Source organism: Chryseobacterium sp. SN22 (assembly GCF_008329705.1).
Lineage (GTDB): Bacteria > Bacteroidota > Bacteroidia > Flavobacteriales > Weeksellaceae > Chryseobacterium.
The window spans coordinates 71,525-88,577 of record NZ_VTSX01000001.1; the positions used below are offsets into that span (position 1 = coordinate 71,525).

General features: G+C 40.9%; 20 protein-coding genes and 1 riboswitch. Of the genes, 12 read left to right on the plus strand and 8 right to left on the minus strand.

Features of this window, described 5'->3' with window-relative positions:
- The first annotated feature begins 11 nt into the window (after positions 1 to 11).
- On the plus strand, positions 12 to 1,088 hold the full coding sequence (gcvT, locus tag FY557_RS00310) for a glycine cleavage system aminomethyltransferase GcvT (protein WP_149245303.1): 1,077 nt from the start codon (positions 12 to 14) through the stop codon (positions 1,086 to 1,088).
- A 108-nt stretch (positions 1,089 to 1,196) separates the two neighbouring features.
- Positions 1,197 to 1,565, plus strand: coding sequence for a DUF3060 domain-containing protein (locus FY557_RS00315; protein ID WP_149245304.1), 369 nt, complete (start codon positions 1,197 to 1,199; stop codon positions 1,563 to 1,565).
- Between the two features lie 584 nt (positions 1,566 to 2,149).
- Here the strand turns inward: FY557_RS00315 and FY557_RS00320 are convergent.
- A complete protein-coding gene (locus FY557_RS00320; RefSeq protein WP_149245305.1) occupies positions 2,150 to 2,512 on the minus strand; it encodes an arsenate reductase family protein in 363 nt (120 codons plus the stop codon).
- Positions 2,513 to 2,610: 98 nt separating this feature from the next.
- On the opposite strand from FY557_RS00320, the gene FY557_RS00325 reads away from it, so the two are divergent.
- The 4 genes from FY557_RS00325 (at position 2,611) to FY557_RS00340 (ending at position 6,236) form a co-directional block, all read left to right on the plus strand.
- Complete coding sequence (locus FY557_RS00325) at positions 2,611 to 3,078, plus strand: acyl-CoA thioesterase (protein ID WP_149245306.1); 468 nt, start codon at positions 2,611 to 2,613, stop codon at positions 3,076 to 3,078.
- 1 nt (position 3,079) lies between these two features.
- Positions 3,080 to 3,949, plus strand: coding sequence for a sugar phosphate isomerase/epimerase family protein (locus FY557_RS00330; RefSeq protein ID WP_149245307.1), 870 nt, complete (start codon positions 3,080 to 3,082; stop codon positions 3,947 to 3,949).
- A gap of 22 nt (positions 3,950 to 3,971) precedes the next feature.
- On the plus strand, positions 3,972 to 4,808 hold the full coding sequence (locus FY557_RS00335; protein WP_149245308.1) for a GLPGLI family protein: 837 nt from the start codon (positions 3,972 to 3,974) through the stop codon (positions 4,806 to 4,808).
- A gap of 19 nt (positions 4,809 to 4,827) precedes the next feature.
- Positions 4,828 to 4,900, plus strand: a riboswitch (Fluoride riboswitch).
- 31 nt (positions 4,901 to 4,931) lie between these two features.
- Entirely contained in the window at positions 4,932 to 6,236 is a 1,305-nt protein-coding gene (locus tag FY557_RS00340; protein WP_149245309.1) for a voltage-gated chloride channel family protein, read from the plus strand.
- A gap of 401 nt (positions 6,237 to 6,637) precedes the next feature.
- Here the strand turns inward: FY557_RS00340 and FY557_RS00345 are convergent, their stop codons facing one another.
- Both FY557_RS00345 and FY557_RS00350 read right to left on the minus strand, forming a co-directional pair.
- On the minus strand, positions 6,638 to 6,826 hold the full coding sequence (locus FY557_RS00345; protein WP_149245310.1) for a hypothetical protein: 189 nt from the start codon (positions 6,824 to 6,826) through the stop codon (positions 6,638 to 6,640).
- 164 nt (positions 6,827 to 6,990) lie between these two features.
- Positions 6,991 to 8,232: an MFS transporter gene (locus FY557_RS00350; RefSeq protein WP_149245311.1), complete on the minus strand. Its 1,242-nt coding sequence runs from the start codon at positions 8,230 to 8,232 to the stop codon at positions 6,991 to 6,993.
- Positions 8,233 to 8,716: 484 nt separating this feature from the next.
- On the opposite strand from FY557_RS00350, the gene FY557_RS00355 reads away from it, so the two are divergent.
- Genes FY557_RS00355 through FY557_RS00380 form a run of 6 tightly spaced genes read left to right on the plus strand, consistent with a single transcriptional unit; the run spans position 8,717 to position 12,535 of the window.
- Positions 8,717 to 8,908 (plus strand): hypothetical protein, encoded by a 192-nt coding sequence (locus FY557_RS00355; protein ID WP_149245312.1) that lies wholly within the window; start codon positions 8,717 to 8,719, stop codon positions 8,906 to 8,908.
- 3 nt (positions 8,909 to 8,911) lie between these two features.
- Positions 8,912 to 9,451, plus strand: coding sequence for a hypothetical protein (locus tag FY557_RS00360; protein WP_149245313.1), 540 nt, complete (start codon positions 8,912 to 8,914; stop codon positions 9,449 to 9,451).
- Positions 9,448 to 10,446 carry a grasp-with-spasm system ATP-grasp peptide maturase gene (gwsG, locus tag FY557_RS00365; RefSeq protein ID WP_149245314.1) on the plus strand — a complete coding sequence of 333 codons (999 nt, stop codon included), beginning with the start codon at positions 9,448 to 9,450 and terminating at the stop codon, positions 10,444 to 10,446. The genes FY557_RS00360 and gwsG overlap by 4 nt, the downstream gene beginning before the upstream one ends.
- Positions 10,439 to 10,627, plus strand: a complete 189-nt coding sequence (locus FY557_RS00370; RefSeq protein WP_149245315.1) for a hypothetical protein — start codon at positions 10,439 to 10,441, stop codon at positions 10,625 to 10,627. Before gwsG ends, FY557_RS00370 begins: the two co-directional genes overlap by 8 nt.
- Before the next feature lie 14 nt (positions 10,628 to 10,641).
- On the plus strand, positions 10,642 to 11,733 hold the full coding sequence (gene gwsS, locus FY557_RS00375; RefSeq protein WP_149245316.1) for a grasp-with-spasm system SPASM domain peptide maturase: 1,092 nt from the start codon (positions 10,642 to 10,644) through the stop codon (positions 11,731 to 11,733).
- Positions 11,711 to 12,535 carry a GLPGLI family protein gene (locus FY557_RS00380; RefSeq protein WP_149245317.1) on the plus strand — a complete coding sequence of 275 codons (825 nt, stop codon included), beginning with the start codon at positions 11,711 to 11,713 and terminating at the stop codon, positions 12,533 to 12,535. The genes gwsS and FY557_RS00380 overlap by 23 nt, the downstream gene beginning before the upstream one ends.
- Before the next feature lie 470 nt (positions 12,536 to 13,005).
- Here FY557_RS00380 and rny read toward each other — a convergent pair whose 3' ends face one another.
- The 5 genes from rny to ubiE all read right to left on the minus strand — a co-directional run bounded on the left by rny (position 13,006) and on the right by ubiE (position 17,051).
- Complete coding sequence (gene rny / locus FY557_RS00385; RefSeq protein WP_149245318.1) at positions 13,006 to 14,577, minus strand: ribonuclease Y; 1,572 nt, start codon at positions 14,575 to 14,577, stop codon at positions 13,006 to 13,008.
- 226 nt (positions 14,578 to 14,803) lie between these two features.
- Positions 14,804 to 15,091 carry a cell division protein ZapA gene (locus tag FY557_RS00390; protein ID WP_149245319.1) on the minus strand — a complete coding sequence of 96 codons (288 nt, stop codon included), beginning with the start codon at positions 15,089 to 15,091 and terminating at the stop codon, positions 14,804 to 14,806.
- The gene (locus tag FY557_RS00395; RefSeq protein ID WP_149245320.1) at positions 15,091 to 15,393 is read right to left on the minus strand and encodes a V-type ATPase 116kDa subunit family protein; all 303 of its coding nucleotides are present in this window, start codon (positions 15,391 to 15,393) and stop codon (positions 15,091 to 15,093) included. Before FY557_RS00395 ends, FY557_RS00390 begins: the two co-directional genes overlap by 1 nt.
- A 139-nt stretch (positions 15,394 to 15,532) precedes the next feature.
- A complete protein-coding gene (locus tag FY557_RS00400; RefSeq protein ID WP_149245321.1) occupies positions 15,533 to 16,315 on the minus strand; it encodes a porin family protein in 783 nt (260 codons plus the stop codon).
- Positions 16,316 to 16,319: 4 nt separating this feature from the next.
- Entirely contained in the window at positions 16,320 to 17,051 is a 732-nt protein-coding gene (gene ubiE / locus FY557_RS00405) for a bifunctional demethylmenaquinone methyltransferase/2-methoxy-6-polyprenyl-1,4-benzoquinol methylase UbiE (protein WP_149245322.1), read from the minus strand.
- Positions 17,052 to 17,053: the final 2 nt, after the last annotated feature.

The window sequence follows — 17,053 nt, forward strand, 5'->3', positions numbered from 1 at the left end:
AAAAATTAAACATGAAGAAAACAGCATTGTACGACAAGCATGCATCCTTAGGCGCTAAAATCGTACCTTTTGCAGGATTTGAAATGCCTGTACAATATTCCGGAGTTACCGAAGAGCATTTTGCCGTAAGAGAAAAAGCGGGCCTGTTTGATGTTTCCCACATGGGGCAGTTTTTCATCGAAGGAGCAGGTTCCAAAGAACTTCTGCAGTACGTTACCACCAACAATGTGGATGCGCTTGAAAACGGAAAAGCACAATACTCATGTCTTCCGAATGAAAACGGAGGGATCGTGGACGACCTTATCGTTTACAAAATGGAGGATCACAAATACTTCGTGGTAGTCAATGCTTCAAACATCGATAAAGACTGGAACCATATTTCCAAATACAATACGTTCGGAGCAAAAATGACGAACGCTTCAGACAATATGTCCTTATTAGCCGTTCAGGGTCCGAAAGCGACGGAAATCCTTCAGAAACTGACGGAAACCGATCTTTCGGAAATTCCTTACTATAACTTCACCGTAGGTTCTGTAGCTGGGGTAAACGACGTAATTATTTCCAACACCGGCTATACCGGAAGCGGAGGTTTCGAAATCTATTTCAGAAATGAAGATGCTGTAAAACTTTGGGATGCGATCATCGAAGCGGGTGCAGAAGAAGGAATTATTCCTTGCGGGCTGGCTGCCAGAGATACGCTGCGTCTGGAAAAAGGATTCTGCCTGTACGGAAACGATATCGACGATACCACTTCCCCGATCGAAGCAGGTTTGGGATGGATCACGAAATTCGATAAGGATTTTGTTTCCAAAGAAACTTTTGCCAAGCAAAAAGAAGAAGGGGTAACCCGAAAACTGGTTGGTTTTGAGCTGACTGACAAAGGCGTTCCGAGACACGACTACCCTGTGGTGGATGCGGAAGGCAATGTAATCGGAAAAGTAACTTCGGGTACCCAGTCGCCAATGAAAAAAGTCGGTTTAGGTCTTGCTTATGTAGATAAGCCGCACTTTAAGCTGGGTTCTGAAATCTTCATCCAGGTAAGAAACAAAAACATTCCGGCAAAAGTGGTGAAAGCCCCTTTCGTATAAACGGAAAATCAAATATCAATAGCCGTTCTGTAGCATTACAGGACGGTTTTTTTATGCCATTCCATCAGGTGGCATTTTTCTTGTACCCCAATTCTGAAAATTTTTAATATGAAAGTTCTGAAAAAAACAGCCGCTTTAGGCATTCTTTTGTTCGGCATGCATTTCGCCAGCGCCCAGGCCGGCATCAACAGTCAGAGCGCCGGTACCATTACCGTAGACGGCGTCGGCCAGACAAAAACATATTCTTCAGATGGAGGAACAGCAATTATCTCAGGCGTGAAGAATGTCATCACCATTAACGGGAATCTCACAAGGCTTGAAGTATCCGGGTCCGGCAACACCGTGTATATTGACAAAATTTCCCGGATCTCCGTAGAAGGCACCGATAATAAGATCTTCTACAGCAATTCACCCAACAAGAACGGTAAGCCCAGCATCTCTTCTACCGGCGTAGGCAACAGCGTCCGTAAAAAATAACAATATTTCAATTTTAATAAAGGACTTTGGATTTAAGGAAATCGGAGCCTTTTTGTTGTAATGACGAACTTTTTACAAAATGGATTTCAGGAGGCACTTCTTACATACAGTAAAACCTAACGGGCTTTGAAAACCCGTTAGGTTTGTCGTTCCTTCATTACGAAATTCACTCTTATTAATATGATAACCGCTGATATGAAAAACGGAATCCCTCCTATTAATGAAAATGTATCGATCCCGGACTCCGGAAAATCCCTCACCAGAAAAAGAAACACCAGCACAAGGATTGAACAAAAAACCGTAATAAGCGTTTTCTTCAATTTCCATGGTTCAGCCCGTAAACTTATTAAAAGTAATATCTGGCAGATGAACGAAATAAGAGCGACGGGTACTAATCTGTCATCATAAGATCCTAATAGATTCACATCCCCATCCCGGATAAATTTAAAGCCCAGAATTTCATAGATAAATAAGATGCCAAGACCATGTCCCGCACCGATGACAATACATCCGTTTAAAATTACGGTAAGCCAGCTTAAAAAATTCAGTGTTTCATTGCATAAAACCTCATAGGTTTCTGAAAGCTATGAGGTCTGGTTATTATTCATATATTCCTTCAGCTCCTCCACATTTTTCTTATCATTTCCGATAAAAATCCGGTCATCAGTTATAAAAACCGGACGTCTGAGAAACGAATAATGATCAAGCAATAAATCTCTGAAATCATTTTCCGTCAATGTTTTTACCTCCAGTCCTCTCTGCTTGATCTGGGTAGATTTTTTACTGAACAGCGCTTCGTAAGAATTTGTTTTCTCATACATTTCGGCAAGTTCGCCTTCGGTAACCGGTTCTTTCTTGATTTCCCGGATCTCCCAGCCGGTAAGGTCGAATTGGGCAAGGATCTTCCGGCAGGTGTCGCAGGTTTTCAGGTAGAATACTTTTTTCATAGTTCTCTTCAGTAGTTTGTTTACATTTCGGTTTTCAAAAGTAAGATTTAATCCAAACTTTTAAAAATTATAAATACCTTTATTCAAATTTTAAAAGGATGGAAAACAAACCGGTTACCTTTCAGTTTATTTCAGAACCTTCGGATGTGAATTACGGAGGAAATGTACATGGTGGAAGTGTCATGAAATGGATCGACCAGGCGGGTTATGCCTGCGCCACAACCTGGAGCGGAAATTATTCAGTGACCGTCTACGTGGGCGGGATCCGTTTTTATGAGCCGATCAAGATCGGGGAAGTAGTAAAAGTGGAAGCACAGGTTATTTATACGGGTTCTTCGAGCATGCATATTTCCATCAATGTATTTTCAAGAAACCTGAAACAGCCGAAATTCGATAAGAAAACCCACTGCATCATTGTTTTTGTAGCGGTGGATGAAAACGGCAAGAAGCTTCCCGTTCCCAAATGGATCCCGGAAACCGAAGAAGAAAAGCAGCAGGAACAGTACGCGATCCGCCTGATGCAGCTCCGGACGCAGATCGAAGATGAAATGAAACCTTTTTTATAACATGCAGCGAAAAGATTTTATCAGACTTTCTTCACTGGGATTCCTGGGATTGTATTCCTGTGGAATTTCTAATTTTAAAAGCAAGACAGAGACATTGGGCATTCAATTATACACCGTCCGGGATGCGATTTCAGAAGACTTGGAAAAAACACTGGAACGACTGGCGGGCTTAGGCTTTACGCAACTTGAAATCTACGGTTACAACGGAACATTTTTCGGGAAAACCCGGAATGAATTTCAGATGATCCTCAAAAATACCGGACTGAAAGTCATCAGCTCCCATCACACCACCGGAATTCTACATAAAGACCGGGGAACTTTGCTAAACAGTTGGGAACAATCCGTGGAAGACCTTCACTTCATCGGTGCGGAATATATGGTCTGCTCCTATCTTTTTCCTGAAGAAAGAACTGCGGAAAATTACCGGAAGCTCCCCGAACTGCTGAATCACTCAGGGGAAGCAGCCCATAAAGCCGGAATCCAGTTCGCTTACCACAACCATGATTTTGAGTTTGAAAAGTTTGATGAATCGGACAATATTTATGATTTCATTTTAAAACATTCTTCCCCAGAACTGGTGAAAATGGAGCTCGACCTGTATTGGATGGCAAAAGCAGGAATCGATCCGTTGGTTTATTTTGAAAAGCATCCGAAACGATTCCCGCTGTGGCACGTGAAAGACATGAAAGCCGGCTCAAAGGATTTTGCCGAAATCGGAAACGGGACCATCGGTTTTGAAAGAATTTTTAAAGCCCGGGAAAAAGCAGGTCTGCAGTATTGGTTTTTGGAGCAGGATTCGAGTGATAAGGATATGTTTGAAAGCATTAAAATAAGTAAAAAATATATTTCTGAACATCCTTATTTTAAATAAAATCCGATCAAAAAGATGAATCATGAAAAAAATTCCAACACTCTTTTTTATATTGATTATCAGCGCACTGAATTCACAGACGCATCGGTTTATCTATGAGCTTCAGTGGAAAATGGATTCTACCGACGCAGATTATCAGAAATACAACATGATTCTGGATATCAATTCCAGAGAAGTGAAATTTTACGGAAGAGATCTTTTGGTTGCCGACTCCCTGAATAAAAAGTTCGGAAATAGGGATAACAGGCATATTGACATGACCGGGCAAGTGGTAAAAAGGAAAACAAATACCATTGAAAATGAAAATTTTATCAATATTAAATTTGAATATTATTCATTTAAAACCACCGACAAAATAAACTGGAAGATCTCCGGCGAAACCAGACAGGTCCAGCAATATATGCTGCAAAAGGCAACTGCAACATTTGGAGGAAGAAATTGGGTAGCGTGGTTCAGCAGGGAGATCCCCTTTAATGAAGGACCTTTCAAATTTTCCGGGCTTCCGGGCCTGGTTTTCGAAATTTACGATACAAAGAAAAACTTCATTTATAACCTTATTAAAAGTCAGGAGCTGCCGGAAACATTTCATACGGAAGACTTTCTAGAATCCAATTTTGGAAATAAAGCCATTTCTATTAATGAAAAACAGAGGCAAAAGCTTTTAACGGAATTTTTTAATGATCCTTTTTCATTTGAAAGAACAAATTTAAATAACGATAACCGTTTAAACATCAATATCAACGGAAAAGAAATTTCTAGCATTGATGAACTGAATGCTCAGGTCAAAAACATGCAGAAGGTCATCAAGAAGTACAATAATCCTGTTGAAATTGACAAGGCGATGCATTATAAAAATTAAAAATTATTTTTATCTTTGCCTTACAAAAGGAAATGGTGTTCTTCCTTCCCCAACCGCCTCGTTTCTAACGGGCTGATGACGCCTGATTAATAGATTATCAACCATAATTTGATCAGGAAAATCATGTCTAAAATCCAGCGAACTTTAAGCACAAGTTTTCAATTTTATATCCGGTTTTTTTTCAGGAGATACCCGTCGCTTCCGTATATTATCAAATGGCTTTTGATCAGCGCGATCATCGGTGCTCTTGTCGGAACTGCTTGTGCAGGATTTTTAACGTCTTTACAGTGGGCAACGGATTTCCGGGAAAGCCATGTGTGGATTATTGCTTTTCTGCCGGTTGCAGGATTTCTGGTCGGGGCTTTATACCACTATCTCGGTAAAGAGGTAGAAGCGGGAAATAACCTGCTTCTTGAAAATATCCACGAGCCAAAAGAGACCATTCCTCTGAAAATGGCGCCTTTCGTTTATCTGGGAACCATTGTTACCCACTTTTTCGGCGGATCGGCAGGACGCGAAGGAACCGCACTGCAAATGGCCGGAGCGATTGCCGATCAGCTGGCCAGACCTTTCAGGCTTAATAAAGACGATCGCAAGGTCCTGCTCATTTCAGCAATGGCCGCGGGATTCGGTTCGGTTTTCGGTACGCCTCTGGCGGGAGCCGTTTTCGGGCTGGAAGTTTTCCTGATCGGAAGAATCCGTTACAATGCCCTTTTTCCTGCTTTTGCATCTGCGGTTTTAGGCGATATCGTTACCAATCTCTGGAATGCAAAACATACGCATTACCATATTGATTTTATTCCGAAACCGGAATTTCTTCCGGTTGTCTACAGTATTCTGGCAGGTATTGTCTTCGGAATCTGTGCAGCCGTATTCAGTAAACTGCTTCATAAAACCAGCCTCTTTTTTAAATCCAAAATAAAATATCCGCCGCTTCGTCCGGTCATTGGCGGGATTCTCGTGGCTGCTGCTGTTTCTGCAATAGACACAACCCGTTACATCGGATTGGGAATTCCCACCATCCTGGAATCTTTTACCCAACCCCTTCCCTTTCATGATTTCGCTTTAAAAATGATTTTTACGATCGTTACCCTTTCGGCAGGGTTTAAAGGTGGTGAAGTGACCCCGCTCTTCTTTATCGGAGCTACCCTGGGGAGTGCTTTATCAGTATTTGTTCCGCTTCCGTACGGTTTACTGGCAGGTATGGGATTTGTAGGCGTTTTTGCAGGAGCAACCAACACTCCGCTGGCCTGCACCCTGATGGGCATTGAATTGTTCGGGGCCGAATGCGGAGTCTATGTGGCCATTGCCTGTGTGGTCTCCTACCTGTTTTCCGGAAACAACAGCATCTACACGAAACAGAAAATCGGGGAAGCTAAAAATAAGAGGTTTGAACATCTGACGGATAAGAGCTTTAAGGATGTATGATTGACGGATGATGGATAATAAATGATGGGCAAATGTTATGTTAACTCAAAGCAGACATCCGATTAGTAGCTGGAAGAGGATGCTGGACGTTTTTGTCAGTGTCACCAAATGTCTAAATATCGAATGTTTCTTAAATTGTTTATACCTATTAATTCGCAGATCCTCTGGAGCTTTTGGTTTTTCAACAGTTCTTCAGTGCGTAATGAATTGCAAATCTGTTTTAGTGTTTTTATTCTGCAGCTTTTATAAGCACCTGCGCGCTGCGGATCTTAAAACAGATCATGATAAAAATCCTCCGTGAGGTTCGTGTTCATAAAGCACAATGACAAAAACCTCCCGGAAGATCCGAAAGGCTTTTGCGTATTAAATGTGGAAATGTTTATTTCTAATTGAAATAGTTCTTATACAGCATCGTTACAAGTGTAAACCTGCGGACAAGCGATGTACTGAGCGCAGTAAAACGGTCCTGTTACAGATCCTGAACAGCTGCATCCGCATTTTGAAAGATCCGGTGTTCCGCTGATTCCTCCTGTAATGTTTCTAAGATCTGCGTTCTTTAATTTCTTTGCGTTCTTTAAAAAATTTTGCATTGTGATTGGCTTTGAGATTAAACAATTTAGTGATGTTTCAAAGTTAAACAAATATTAATTATTCACAGCATAATTTAATATGAATTTTGATAATTTGTTTATGTTGTTCTACTTATTAATGAGATAACGCAGAAAATGTATTAATTATTTCTTAAACACTTAAATTATTCTACAAATTCGAGATCTTTATCATGGGTTTCCGATACGGTAAGAGCAGAATAAAACGCCAGTCCGAAGACGATCACGCCTACCAGCGCTGCACTGAGAACCACCGAAAAATCTTTTTTGAAAAAATCAAACGCAAAAATCATCACCGGAACCAGTCCGCGCACCATATTCGGAACCGTGGTGGTTGCCGTATTCCTGATATTCGTGCCGAACTGTTCGGCGGCCAGCGTCACAAACATGGCCCAATAGCCCGTTCCCAGACCCAGCCACACGCAGAACATGTAGTATTTCGTCTCCGAATCCGTATTTCCGAACAGCATAATGGCGACGCCGACAATGGTAAAGGCGAGCATATAAAAGATAGCCATTTTCCGGGATTTCAGAAGATGCGAAATAAACCCGCTGGCGAGATCACCCGCAGAAATTCCTACATAGGCCCACATGATCGCCTTTCCGGGATTGAGGTTGGCAATGCCCATTTCCGGTGCAAACTGGTTGGCCAGTACGGCCAAAATCCCGATGCAGTACCAGGTGGGCAGCCCGACGGAAATACATTTCAGATATCGGATGAGGCGGTTTTTGTTGGTGAAAAACGAAATAAAATTTCCTTTGGAAACCGATTGGTGCTCGATATTTTTGTAGATCCCGGACTCGGAAACGCTGATTCTCAGGAACAGCAGCATAATGCCCAGTATACCGCCGATGATGTAGGAAATATTCCATCCACCGGCCAGCTCTACGGTAAGTTGGGCCACTACAGCGCCCATCAGACCGAAACCCGCCACTACAGAGGTTCCGATGGCCCTCAGGCTCTTCGGCAGACTTTCGGAAACCAAAGTGATTCCGGCTCCAAGCTCGCCGGCAAGACCGATCCCGGCAATGAACCGTAATCCGGCGTATTGGTAAACCAAATATTCTTTCGGGAAATAAGGCAGAAAACCGCAGGCAATATTGGCCAGGGAATACACGAGAATGGATCCGAACAGAACTGAGAGTCTTCCCTTTTTATCTCCGAAAATACCCCAGAAAATTCCTCCGATCAGCAGGCCGACCATCTGGGCATTCAGGATAAAGGTTCCGTCAATATCCGGGTTGAGGCCCAGTGCTTTCAGGCTTGGAATCCTGACAATGCCGAACAGCAGTAGGTCATAAATATCTACAAAGTAGCCCAAAGCGGAAATGATAACGGGAATTGAGAAAATGTACTTCAGTTTCGAAGACAGCGAAAGTTCCTGCATGGTATTTTAAAATTTAACTAAAAATAAAAATTAATTTCAATCCTCCGGTATTTTAATTCCCGATTAAATTAATTTAACTGAAAAACAATGATCCGTTGATATTTTTAATTTTTAAATCAATATTTCGTGACTTTCTTCTCCTCTTTCTTCCATAAAGTTTACACTGCCCTAAAATTTTCAAAAGAATGTAAAAATCTCTTTTTTAAATCAAAAAATATATTTAAAATTGTAAATAATTAAATGATTAATTGTTTTTGGATACTTAAATATCCTATCGGTTATTTTATCATTTAATGGAATAATAAATTAAAGTTCAGGCTTTTCTAAATTTTTATGATCAGCCAGGAGCCGAAAAATTTAAACATTCAGTATGCTGTAGTACGTAATGCAGCTGAAAAATGGATTAATAAGCCTGCAGACAGCACCAATGACGATCTAATGTGTCTAAACTTTGATCTGAGTATTAATTACAAAACTTTAAAAAATGAAAAAACAACTGAAGTCCTTAGAAGGCAAGAAGCTAAATGCCAATGATATGATTTCCCTAAAAGGAGGAAAAGGAAGAGAACTATCCCTGGAACCTATGACTACGATGGTAATGACGAATAACAAAGGCCAGGTTAATGATGACGGATCAACGGATGATTCAGACTGGGCTTCCGGTTCAGATTTATAAGGTATGACGATCCTTAAAAAAGCAGAAAGCCAATTTTTATTGGCTTTCGTTTCTTTGGTTATGCTGGCCTCATGTTCGGGTTATAATGCAACCGTCTCGGATTCGCATAGAGAGGATGAAAGGTACCGTTATTTATTTACCAGTAACGATCATGATGTTAAATTTCACAGTTATGGCGGAAGGCAGTTGCATCAACGGATGTTTTACCGGAAATACGGAGAGCTGGTTTTCACCTATTATGACCGGCTGAGACAGATTAAGAAGGAAAAAGGCAATGCTGTGTATTACAGCCTGTTTATCGTAAAAGATATTCCGGAAAACGTTCTCCGGAAAAACGATACGGTAACAGTGAAGCTCTACAACAGGAAAGTCACCAGCTTCAGCGAAAATGACAGCAAAGGAAGGAAAAAAATCTACAAAAGGTATTTCTCTTCCGGTGATACGAATTACCTGTTTGTCGGGGAATATAAAAGATTCTACAAAGATGAGCCTGCGGTTTATGAGTACCATATGTCCCAGGAAATGGAAGGACTGGAATTATGAGCGAGATTTTAATTATTTCAAAAGCTGATTTTGAACTGACCACCAACAGTGTATGCGACTGGCTGAATCATTACGGGGTTTCTTTCGTCAGGTTGAATGTCGACCGGATCACCGATCCTGCCTGTTACGATCTTTTTTTCAATTTAAATGACCATGAACTGGAAATTCTTGATAAGGTTAACCACAGAAAAATCGATCTTAAAAAGATAAAGGTCGTGTGGTGCCGGAGATTTATCGATATGGTGTATGAGCAGATCGTCAGGCAGGAAAATGAGGTGGATGAAAACGTCATCAGGTTTGCCAAGTTCCATGCTGCCGAGCGGAACCGGTTTTTAAGAATTCTCTACGATTTTTATCCGGAATGGAAATGGTTCGACTACTACAAAGATTCCCTTAAAATCGATAAGATTGAAGTTTTGAGACTGGCGAAAAAACAGGGCTTAACGGTTCCTGAAACCTATATTGCCAACAGCCGGGATTCTCTACAGAAAATTTTAGATCTGAATAAAGACCTAATTACCAAACCGATTTTTGAAGGTGTTACTTTCTCTGACTTCAAAGGGATGTACGGCACCCATACCCAACCGGTTAAAAAATGTGAGATCGAAGCGTTCACTCCCTCTCTGTTTCAGGAAAATATCAATAAAAAATTTGAGTTGAGAATATTCTACCTGAATGGTACGTTTTACCCGATGGCGATTTTTTCTTCCGCAAACAGCCGGACCCAAACGGATTTCCGGAACTACGATATTTTTAATCCGAACCGTTGCGTACCGTATGAGCTGCCACAGGATATAAAAGAAAAGCTGACTGCCCTGCTGGCCGATGTACATCTAACCTCCGGCTCCATCGATATGATCAAAGATATAAAGGGAAGATATGTCTTCTTAGAAATAAATCCTGTAGGCCAGTTCGGGATGGTTTCCCGGCCGTGCAATTATTATCTGGAAAAGGAAGTAGCGGAATTTTTAATACAACAGAAACAATATGCCTGACCAATTAAAAAAGATTATCGAAAAGAACAAGGGATCTTATATTATCAGAGACCTGGATCAGCTCTTCAGCCCGAATGAGAAGCTTCCGGATTACCGGGATTGCAATATCAGATCTTCAGCGCAGAACGGATCAGGAATTTATGTAAGTAAAAAATTTTATAAAAAAATAGCCAAATTTTGACCTCACAAAATATAATGTATAAACTCTATGCCGACATTATTCCTGTAAAAGGATATTCGCGCTCGATCCTGTTTGACATAACCAAAAACAGGTACTGGTACATTCCCAATGAATTATACGAGATCATTACCGAGGTGATGGATTTTACAGATTTGCAGGCACTCTATCCTGATGATACCGGAATACTGGAGGAATATAAAAAGTTCTTACAGGAAAATGACCTTATTTTCGAGATAGAACCCGATGAGATTCATGCTTTTCCATCCATCGATATGAAATGGCATAGTCCGGGCAAGATCACCAATATGATCATCGATATCGATTCTGAAACGTCTTTCACTTCCCTATCAAAAATAAACAGGGAAATTGGAACATTAGGTGTTGAAGCGATCATGTTCCGCTGCTTTTCAGAAACAAGGCTGCCGGAACTTAAGGAGTACATTATTTACTTAAATGATGATTCTTTAAACAGGTTACGGGACATTCAGCTTGAAATCAGCGTCCCGGAAACATCAAATCCGGAAAAGATAACAGATGACCTGAAAGAAATTGAAAAGCTCCCGATCGTCAGTGCGGTTACCGTTTATACTTTAAACAAAGAATTATTAACTGCTCCGGCAGAAGACGGTAAAATTCTTATCATAGAAAAGTCCATTACAGGACCCAAAAACTGCGGGACCATACAGGGAAACATCGATTCGGTAAACCTTGAAATCATTTCAGAATCCATGCATTATAACTCCTGCCTGAACTGCAAACTTTCGATCGACAGTTCCGGGAATATAAAAAACTGCCCTTCCATGGCCCAAAGCTTTGGGAATATCGGAGAGACCACTTTAGCAGAAAGCCTGAACCATCAGGATTTCAAGCGGTACTGGAACGTGACTAAAGATGATATCAAAGGTTGTAAAGATTGTGAATTCCGGTATGTCTGCACCGACTGCCGGGCGTATACCGAACGCACCCATACCAATCCGACAGGTCTAGACCTGTCAAAGCCGCTAAAGTGTGGCTACAATCCCTATACCGGCGAATGGGCAGAATGGAGCACTAACCCCTTAAAACAAAAAGCAATTCAATATTATGGAATGGAAAAATATATTTAAAATACTGCTCTTTACAGGCTTATTTTCCAATTCAGCCTATGCACAGATCTATAAGATCGACTACCGGATGAATTACCGGGCCGATTCCCTGTCTGAAGAAATGCAGACGAAAGATATGGTCCTGCTGATCAAAGAGAAAGAATCCAAGTTCTATTCCCGGGATCAGTACCTGAACGATTCTCTGGTGATGGCAAAGGAACAAGCCGGAGCGAAGGCTCAAAAGAAATACGATTATCAGTTTATGACCATCAGGGATCAGCAGCAGAAAAAGATTTACCGGTTTACCGTTCTGCTCAGGGATCTTTACCGGATTTCAGAAAAGAGCCCCTTATTTAAATGGGAGATTACCAAAGACACCAAAGAGATCGGCGATTATACCTGCCAGAAAGCAGTGCTTACCTATTCCGGCCGTACCTGGGAAGCCTGGTTTACGACGGACGTCGCTCTGCAGAACGGCCCGTATGTCTTCGATGGGCTTCCCGGACTGATCGTCTCCATGAAGGATTCCAAAAACAATTATCAGTTTGCACTGACTGCAATTAAAAAAGATGAAACAATCAGCATTTCTTATTTCTCTACCAAACCTTTGGACGTCACCTGGAAGCAGTGGGTAAAAGTCCAGCAGGACTATTACAACGATCCTTACCGGGAAATGAAATCAGGAAATATAAAAGCAGTCTGGCAGGACGAAAACGGGAAAAGATTTGTTCCGGATTACAAAGAGCTGACAAAAACCCAACAGCAGTATCTTAAGAAGAATAACAATCCGATAGAACTGGACAATGCGATTCATTATCGTTAATAAATAGATATGGATTTAACTATTGAATAGTGTAATAACAACTAAAAATAAGAAAAGCATTCCGATAGGATGCTTTTTTTCGCTATGATTCTTCTAATCTTGAAATTAATATATTTAATCTATTGATATTTAAAACATTAATCTAATTATCAATAGCTTTGGATTAAGTCCGACATAATAATTATGGCTGAAATCGACATTACCCGAAGAAACTTGAAATAATGAGGGCCAAAGTTAATTATTGGACATCATAGGATAACTGGACTTCCTTCGACAGACTCAGGATGACAATGCCCATTTCTATTAATATTATACCGTTTTTAATAGATTGTTCATCTATTGAGAATGAACGCCGAACAAAGCCGGTAACGGATGCAGTACTGCATTTCTATTTAACGTGTGCTTCAGTTCCCGAAAACAAAAAACCTTCCAATTTCTTGGAAGGTTTTATCAATATTCTGATTATAATTTTATCTTGCAATGTTCACTGCTCTGGTTTCCCGGATAACGGTTACTTTTACCTGTCCGGGGTAAGTAAGCTCGTTCTGGATCTTTTCGGAAATGTCGTAGGATAACTGGGAAGCTACTTCGTCATTTACTTTTCCGCTTTCTACCATTACTCTTAGTTCTCTGCCCGCCTGGATTGCGTATGCTGAAGATACACCGTCAAAGCTTAATGCAGCAGATTCGAGGTCTTTCAGTCTCTGGATATAAGATTCAAGTACCTGTCTTCTGGCACCTGGTCTTGCTCCGGAGATTGCATCGGCAACCTGAATGATCGGTGATAATAATGAAGTCATTTCCACTTCGTCGTGGTGTGCTCCGATGGCATTTATTACCTCTGCGTTTTCACCGTATTTTTCAGCCCACTGCATTCCCAGTAAAGCATGGGGAAGCTCGGATTCCTGCTCAGGAACTTTACCGATATCGTGCAGAAGACCTGCTCTTTTCGCTAATTTTACGTTAAGCCCCAATTCTGCTGCCATGGTTGCAGCGATGTTGGCTACTTCCCTCGAGTGCTGCAATAAGTTCTGCCCGTAAGAAGAACGGTATTTCATTCGGCCTACGATCTTAATTAATTCCGGATGTAATCCGTGGATTCCAAGATCAATAATGGTTCTTTTTCCTACTTCGATGATCTCCTCTTCGATCTGCTTTCTTGTTTTCTCTACTACTTCTTCGATTCTTGCAGGGTGGATTCTTCCGTCCGTTACCAACCGGTGAAGGGACAATCTGGCGATTTCTCTTCTTACCGGATCGAAACATGAAAGAAGGATAGCTTCAGGAGTATCATCAACAATGATTTCTACACCGGTAACAGCTTCCAGAGCACGGATGTTTCTACCTTCCCTACCGATGATTCGACCTTTCACTTCATCAGACTCGATGTTGAACACCGATACGGAGTTTTCAATCGCCTGTTCTGTCCCGATCCTTTGGATGGTCTGGATCACGATTTTTCTCGCCTCGCTTTTTGCGTTAAGCTGAGCTTCTTCCATGATGCTCTGAACATGCGCCTGAGCTCTAGTTTTAGCTTCTGCTTTCAAAGATTCTACCAGTTCGGCTTTAGCTTCTTCTGCAGAATAATTGGATATCTTTTCTAAAATTTCAACTTTCTTTGCGGTTGCCACATCAAGTTCCTGCTGTTTTCTTTCCAGGATCTCTGCCTTTTTCGCATAATCGGCAATCTGCCTGTCTAAGTCTTTTTCAAGCTTTCCGGCTTTGCTGAGCTCGTCGTTCAGCTTGTGCTCTTTATCCTTGATCCTTTTCTCCACTTCCTGCATTTTCTTTTCGCGGGACTGGATGTCGGCATCATGCTGGGATTTCAGCTCCAGGAATTTTTCCTTCGCCTGGATGTTTTTTTCTTTCTTTATGGATTCTGCCTGTACGGTAGCTTTTTCTACCAGGTTTTCCGCATTTTTCTTTGCATCATCTATAATAAATTTTGCTTTGGTATTCAGTGAGCTTTTGGAAAAAAGTATTCCTACCACTGCACCGATGACCAGGCAAATTACGCCGACTATTATGGCTGTTATTGTCATATCTATATATAAGTTTTAATTGTCCTCAATTTTGCATAAAAAAAGCCCACAACAATTCAAAGATTGAGAGTAAACTCCTAATCAACACGATTTGAACTGATTTCCATTGTCTGTAATCCGGAGAACCGGCGCGCCATTCAGTGGACATTTGTTCGGTAATTGTTTAGCGTTGAGTTTACCTTTAATGTGTTAGAATCATTGTAGGCAGTTGGCCGGGAAAAAAAATCTATTTCCCTGTTTCATTCAACGATTGATTGATTTTTGATAATCTTTCGTTGGTCGATTGTATTGTTTTATCGTAGTTCATAGACACCACTTCGGCATTGGTTCCCAGTTTCAGGGCACACATGGCCAAAGCGTCCTGTTTGTCTCTCACATCGAAATTCTGTTCAAAATCCTTAATCATATTTTCAATTTGCTTCCCGACTTTACGCAGCGTCTCTTCTTCTGCTGCCGGTACATTCAGCGGATATACCCTTCCGGCAATGTTAATGGTTATTCTTCTTACTTCCATTATAATCCACTGTTTTGAAGCTGGGCAATACAGAAATCTATTTCTTTTACCAATCGGTTGATGTGGTTTTTCATCAACTTGTTGTGTTCAGGATTTCCGGATATTGCCGAATACAATTTTATGTTTTTTTGTTCTTCTGCTAATACCTGATTTTTTCTTCTTTCCTCATCATATTTCTTCTTCAGTTCTCCATGCTCAACATTCAGTTCGGAAAATTCTTCAGTAAGATTTTTATAACTTTTCTGTAATTGTAAAATCTTTTTCTCTAATTCTGAAAAATGGTTTTCTAAATCTTGAAGCATTTCAGGTTTTCGTATATTCTAACTATTAGCAAAAATAACAAAATATTAATACTAACAAAAATAAAACGGTCTATATTTTGACGTAAAACAAAAAAGGAGACGCAAAATCGCATCTCCTTTATGTATTTTAAGATTATTCTTATTCAAATTTCAGAACGAAGAATATGGCTCTTGTCTGTAAGGTAGACATTGCAGACGTCCAGTACGGAGGTGTTGTTGCATTATCCGCCACGATTTCGTTGTTCATGATAAAGGTACCTCTTACCGCCGGCGTCAGCTTAAACTTGTTAAAGTAAAACTGGATCCCCATTTCGGCAGACCATGCAAAATTGTGCGTGGTGGAACGGAACACCTGCTGAAGGTTATCATCCGTAGAGCTTGAGTTGGACTGCAGGTTTACAATATAGTTTACCCCTGCCGCAACATACGGTCTGGAATTATACCATCTCTGCCCGTGGAATTCCAGTAAAACCGGCACATCCACCAAGGTACTTTTAATTTCCCTTACCCTGTCCTTTTCCTGCAGAGGGAACGGAATGAAAGGATCGTTGGTTAAAGTACCTGCCGCATACTGGTCGTTGGACTGTGTATTAAAAGTCAACTGTCTCTGGCCGAATTGTAACCCCGGTTCTAATCGGACATCCAGATAATCGTTCAGTCTCCACTTGGCGATAAGACCGGCACCGAAACTGTAACTTTCCTTGGATGAAACAAGATTCTGATTATTATTCATCCCATATCTCGGATTCAGCACGATACGGTAGTCCAGCCTGTTACCGTTCAGATAAAAACCCCAGCTGAATTTCTGCTCGTCGAAATCTTCCAGCTTATCCATTCTGTTACGGGTTCTGAATTGCGCGTTCGCTAAAACGGCAACATTTACTGACGCTAAAACCAGTGCTCTTAATAAAAATTTATTCATAGGGTTACTTTGTTGCTTTATAAATTGTGGCTATACCCAAACTTAGTTTTTTATATTCAACTTTTTTAAATCCTGTATCTAAAAGAATTTGTCTCATCTTTTCCCCGAAAGGAAAAGCGTTTACAGAATCCGGAAGGTATGTATATGCCCTATTATCTTTGGAAACCAGTCTGCCGATGGCAGGTAAAATGTTTTTGAAATAAAACATATACAATGGCCCCATAACCCCTTCAACTTTTGAAAACTCGAGGATGTAAACACTCTTGTTATCTTTAACTACTCTTCTCAACTCTGCCAAACCTTTGGTAAGGTTTTCAAAATTCCTTACTCCAAATGCAACGGATACGGCATCGAATCTATTGTCCTCATAAGGTAAATTCTCTGCATCCCCTTTTTGCATGGAAATTTTGCCGTCTAAATTAAGTTTTTTTATTTTAATAACGCCAACATTTAACATTTGTTGCGATAAATCCAAACCAATCACTCTGGAGCCCGTTCCCTTTTCAATGGCGATGGCCAGATCTCCTGTTCCGGTAGCCACATCCAGCACTTCCTGAGGCTGATCCTTTTTCATCCACTTCACCAATGTGTTTCTCCATAAAACATCAATTTTCAGGGAGAGCACACGATTCAGAACATCGTACTTCGGTGCAATATTGTCGAACATATCCTCTACCTGACTCTTCTTGGTAGCGTCAGAATTGTAGGGTGTAATTTTGGTAATATCTTTTGTCAAAA

Bases quoted from the DNA above. Each gene is read 5' to 3' on its own strand.
- FY557_RS00355 (WP_149245312.1), top strand. From the start codon at position 8,717: ATGAAAAAACAACTGAAGTCCTTAGAAGGCAAGAAGCTAAATGCCAAT.
- FY557_RS00335 (WP_149245308.1), top strand. From the start codon at position 3,972: ATGAAAAAAATTCCAACACTCTTTTTTATATTGATTATCAGCGCACTG.
- FY557_RS00395 (WP_149245320.1), bottom strand. From the start codon at position 15,393: ATGCTTCAAGATTTAGAAAACCATTTTTCAGAATTAGAGAAAAAGATT.
- FY557_RS00320 (WP_149245305.1), bottom strand. From the start codon at position 2,512: ATGAAAAAAGTATTCTACCTGAAAACCTGCGACACCTGCCGGAAGATC.
- gwsG (WP_149245314.1), top strand. From the start codon at position 9,448: ATGAGCGAGATTTTAATTATTTCAAAAGCTGATTTTGAACTGACCACC.
- gcvT (WP_149245303.1), top strand. From the start codon at position 12: ATGAAGAAAACAGCATTGTACGACAAGCATGCATCCTTAGGCGCTAAA.
- FY557_RS00390 (WP_149245319.1), bottom strand. From the start codon at position 15,091: ATGGAAGTAAGAAGAATAACCATTAACATTGCCGGAAGGGTATATCCG.
- FY557_RS00400 (WP_149245321.1), bottom strand. From the start codon at position 16,315: ATGAATAAATTTTTATTAAGAGCACTGGTTTTAGCGTCAGTAAATGTT.
- FY557_RS00360 (WP_149245313.1), top strand. From the start codon at position 8,912: ATGACGATCCTTAAAAAAGCAGAAAGCCAATTTTTATTGGCTTTCGTT.
- FY557_RS00370 (WP_149245315.1), top strand. From the start codon at position 10,439: ATGCCTGACCAATTAAAAAAGATTATCGAAAAGAACAAGGGATCTTAT.
- gwsS (WP_149245316.1), top strand. From the start codon at position 10,642: ATGTATAAACTCTATGCCGACATTATTCCTGTAAAAGGATATTCGCGC.
- rny (WP_149245318.1), bottom strand. From the start codon at position 14,577: ATGACAATAACAGCCATAATAGTCGGCGTAATTTGCCTGGTCATCGGT.
- FY557_RS00330 (WP_149245307.1), top strand. From the start codon at position 3,080: ATGCAGCGAAAAGATTTTATCAGACTTTCTTCACTGGGATTCCTGGGA.
- FY557_RS00345 (WP_149245310.1), bottom strand. From the start codon at position 6,826: ATGCAAAATTTTTTAAAGAACGCAAAGAAATTAAAGAACGCAGATCTT.
- FY557_RS00340 (WP_149245309.1), top strand. From the start codon at position 4,932: ATGTCTAAAATCCAGCGAACTTTAAGCACAAGTTTTCAATTTTATATC.
- FY557_RS00350 (WP_149245311.1), bottom strand. From the start codon at position 8,232: ATGCAGGAACTTTCGCTGTCTTCGAAACTGAAGTACATTTTCTCAATT.
- FY557_RS00380 (WP_149245317.1), top strand. From the start codon at position 11,711: ATGGAATGGAAAAATATATTTAAAATACTGCTCTTTACAGGCTTATTT.
- FY557_RS00325 (WP_149245306.1), top strand. From the start codon at position 2,611: ATGGAAAACAAACCGGTTACCTTTCAGTTTATTTCAGAACCTTCGGAT.
- FY557_RS00315 (WP_149245304.1), top strand. From the start codon at position 1,197: ATGAAAGTTCTGAAAAAAACAGCCGCTTTAGGCATTCTTTTGTTCGGC.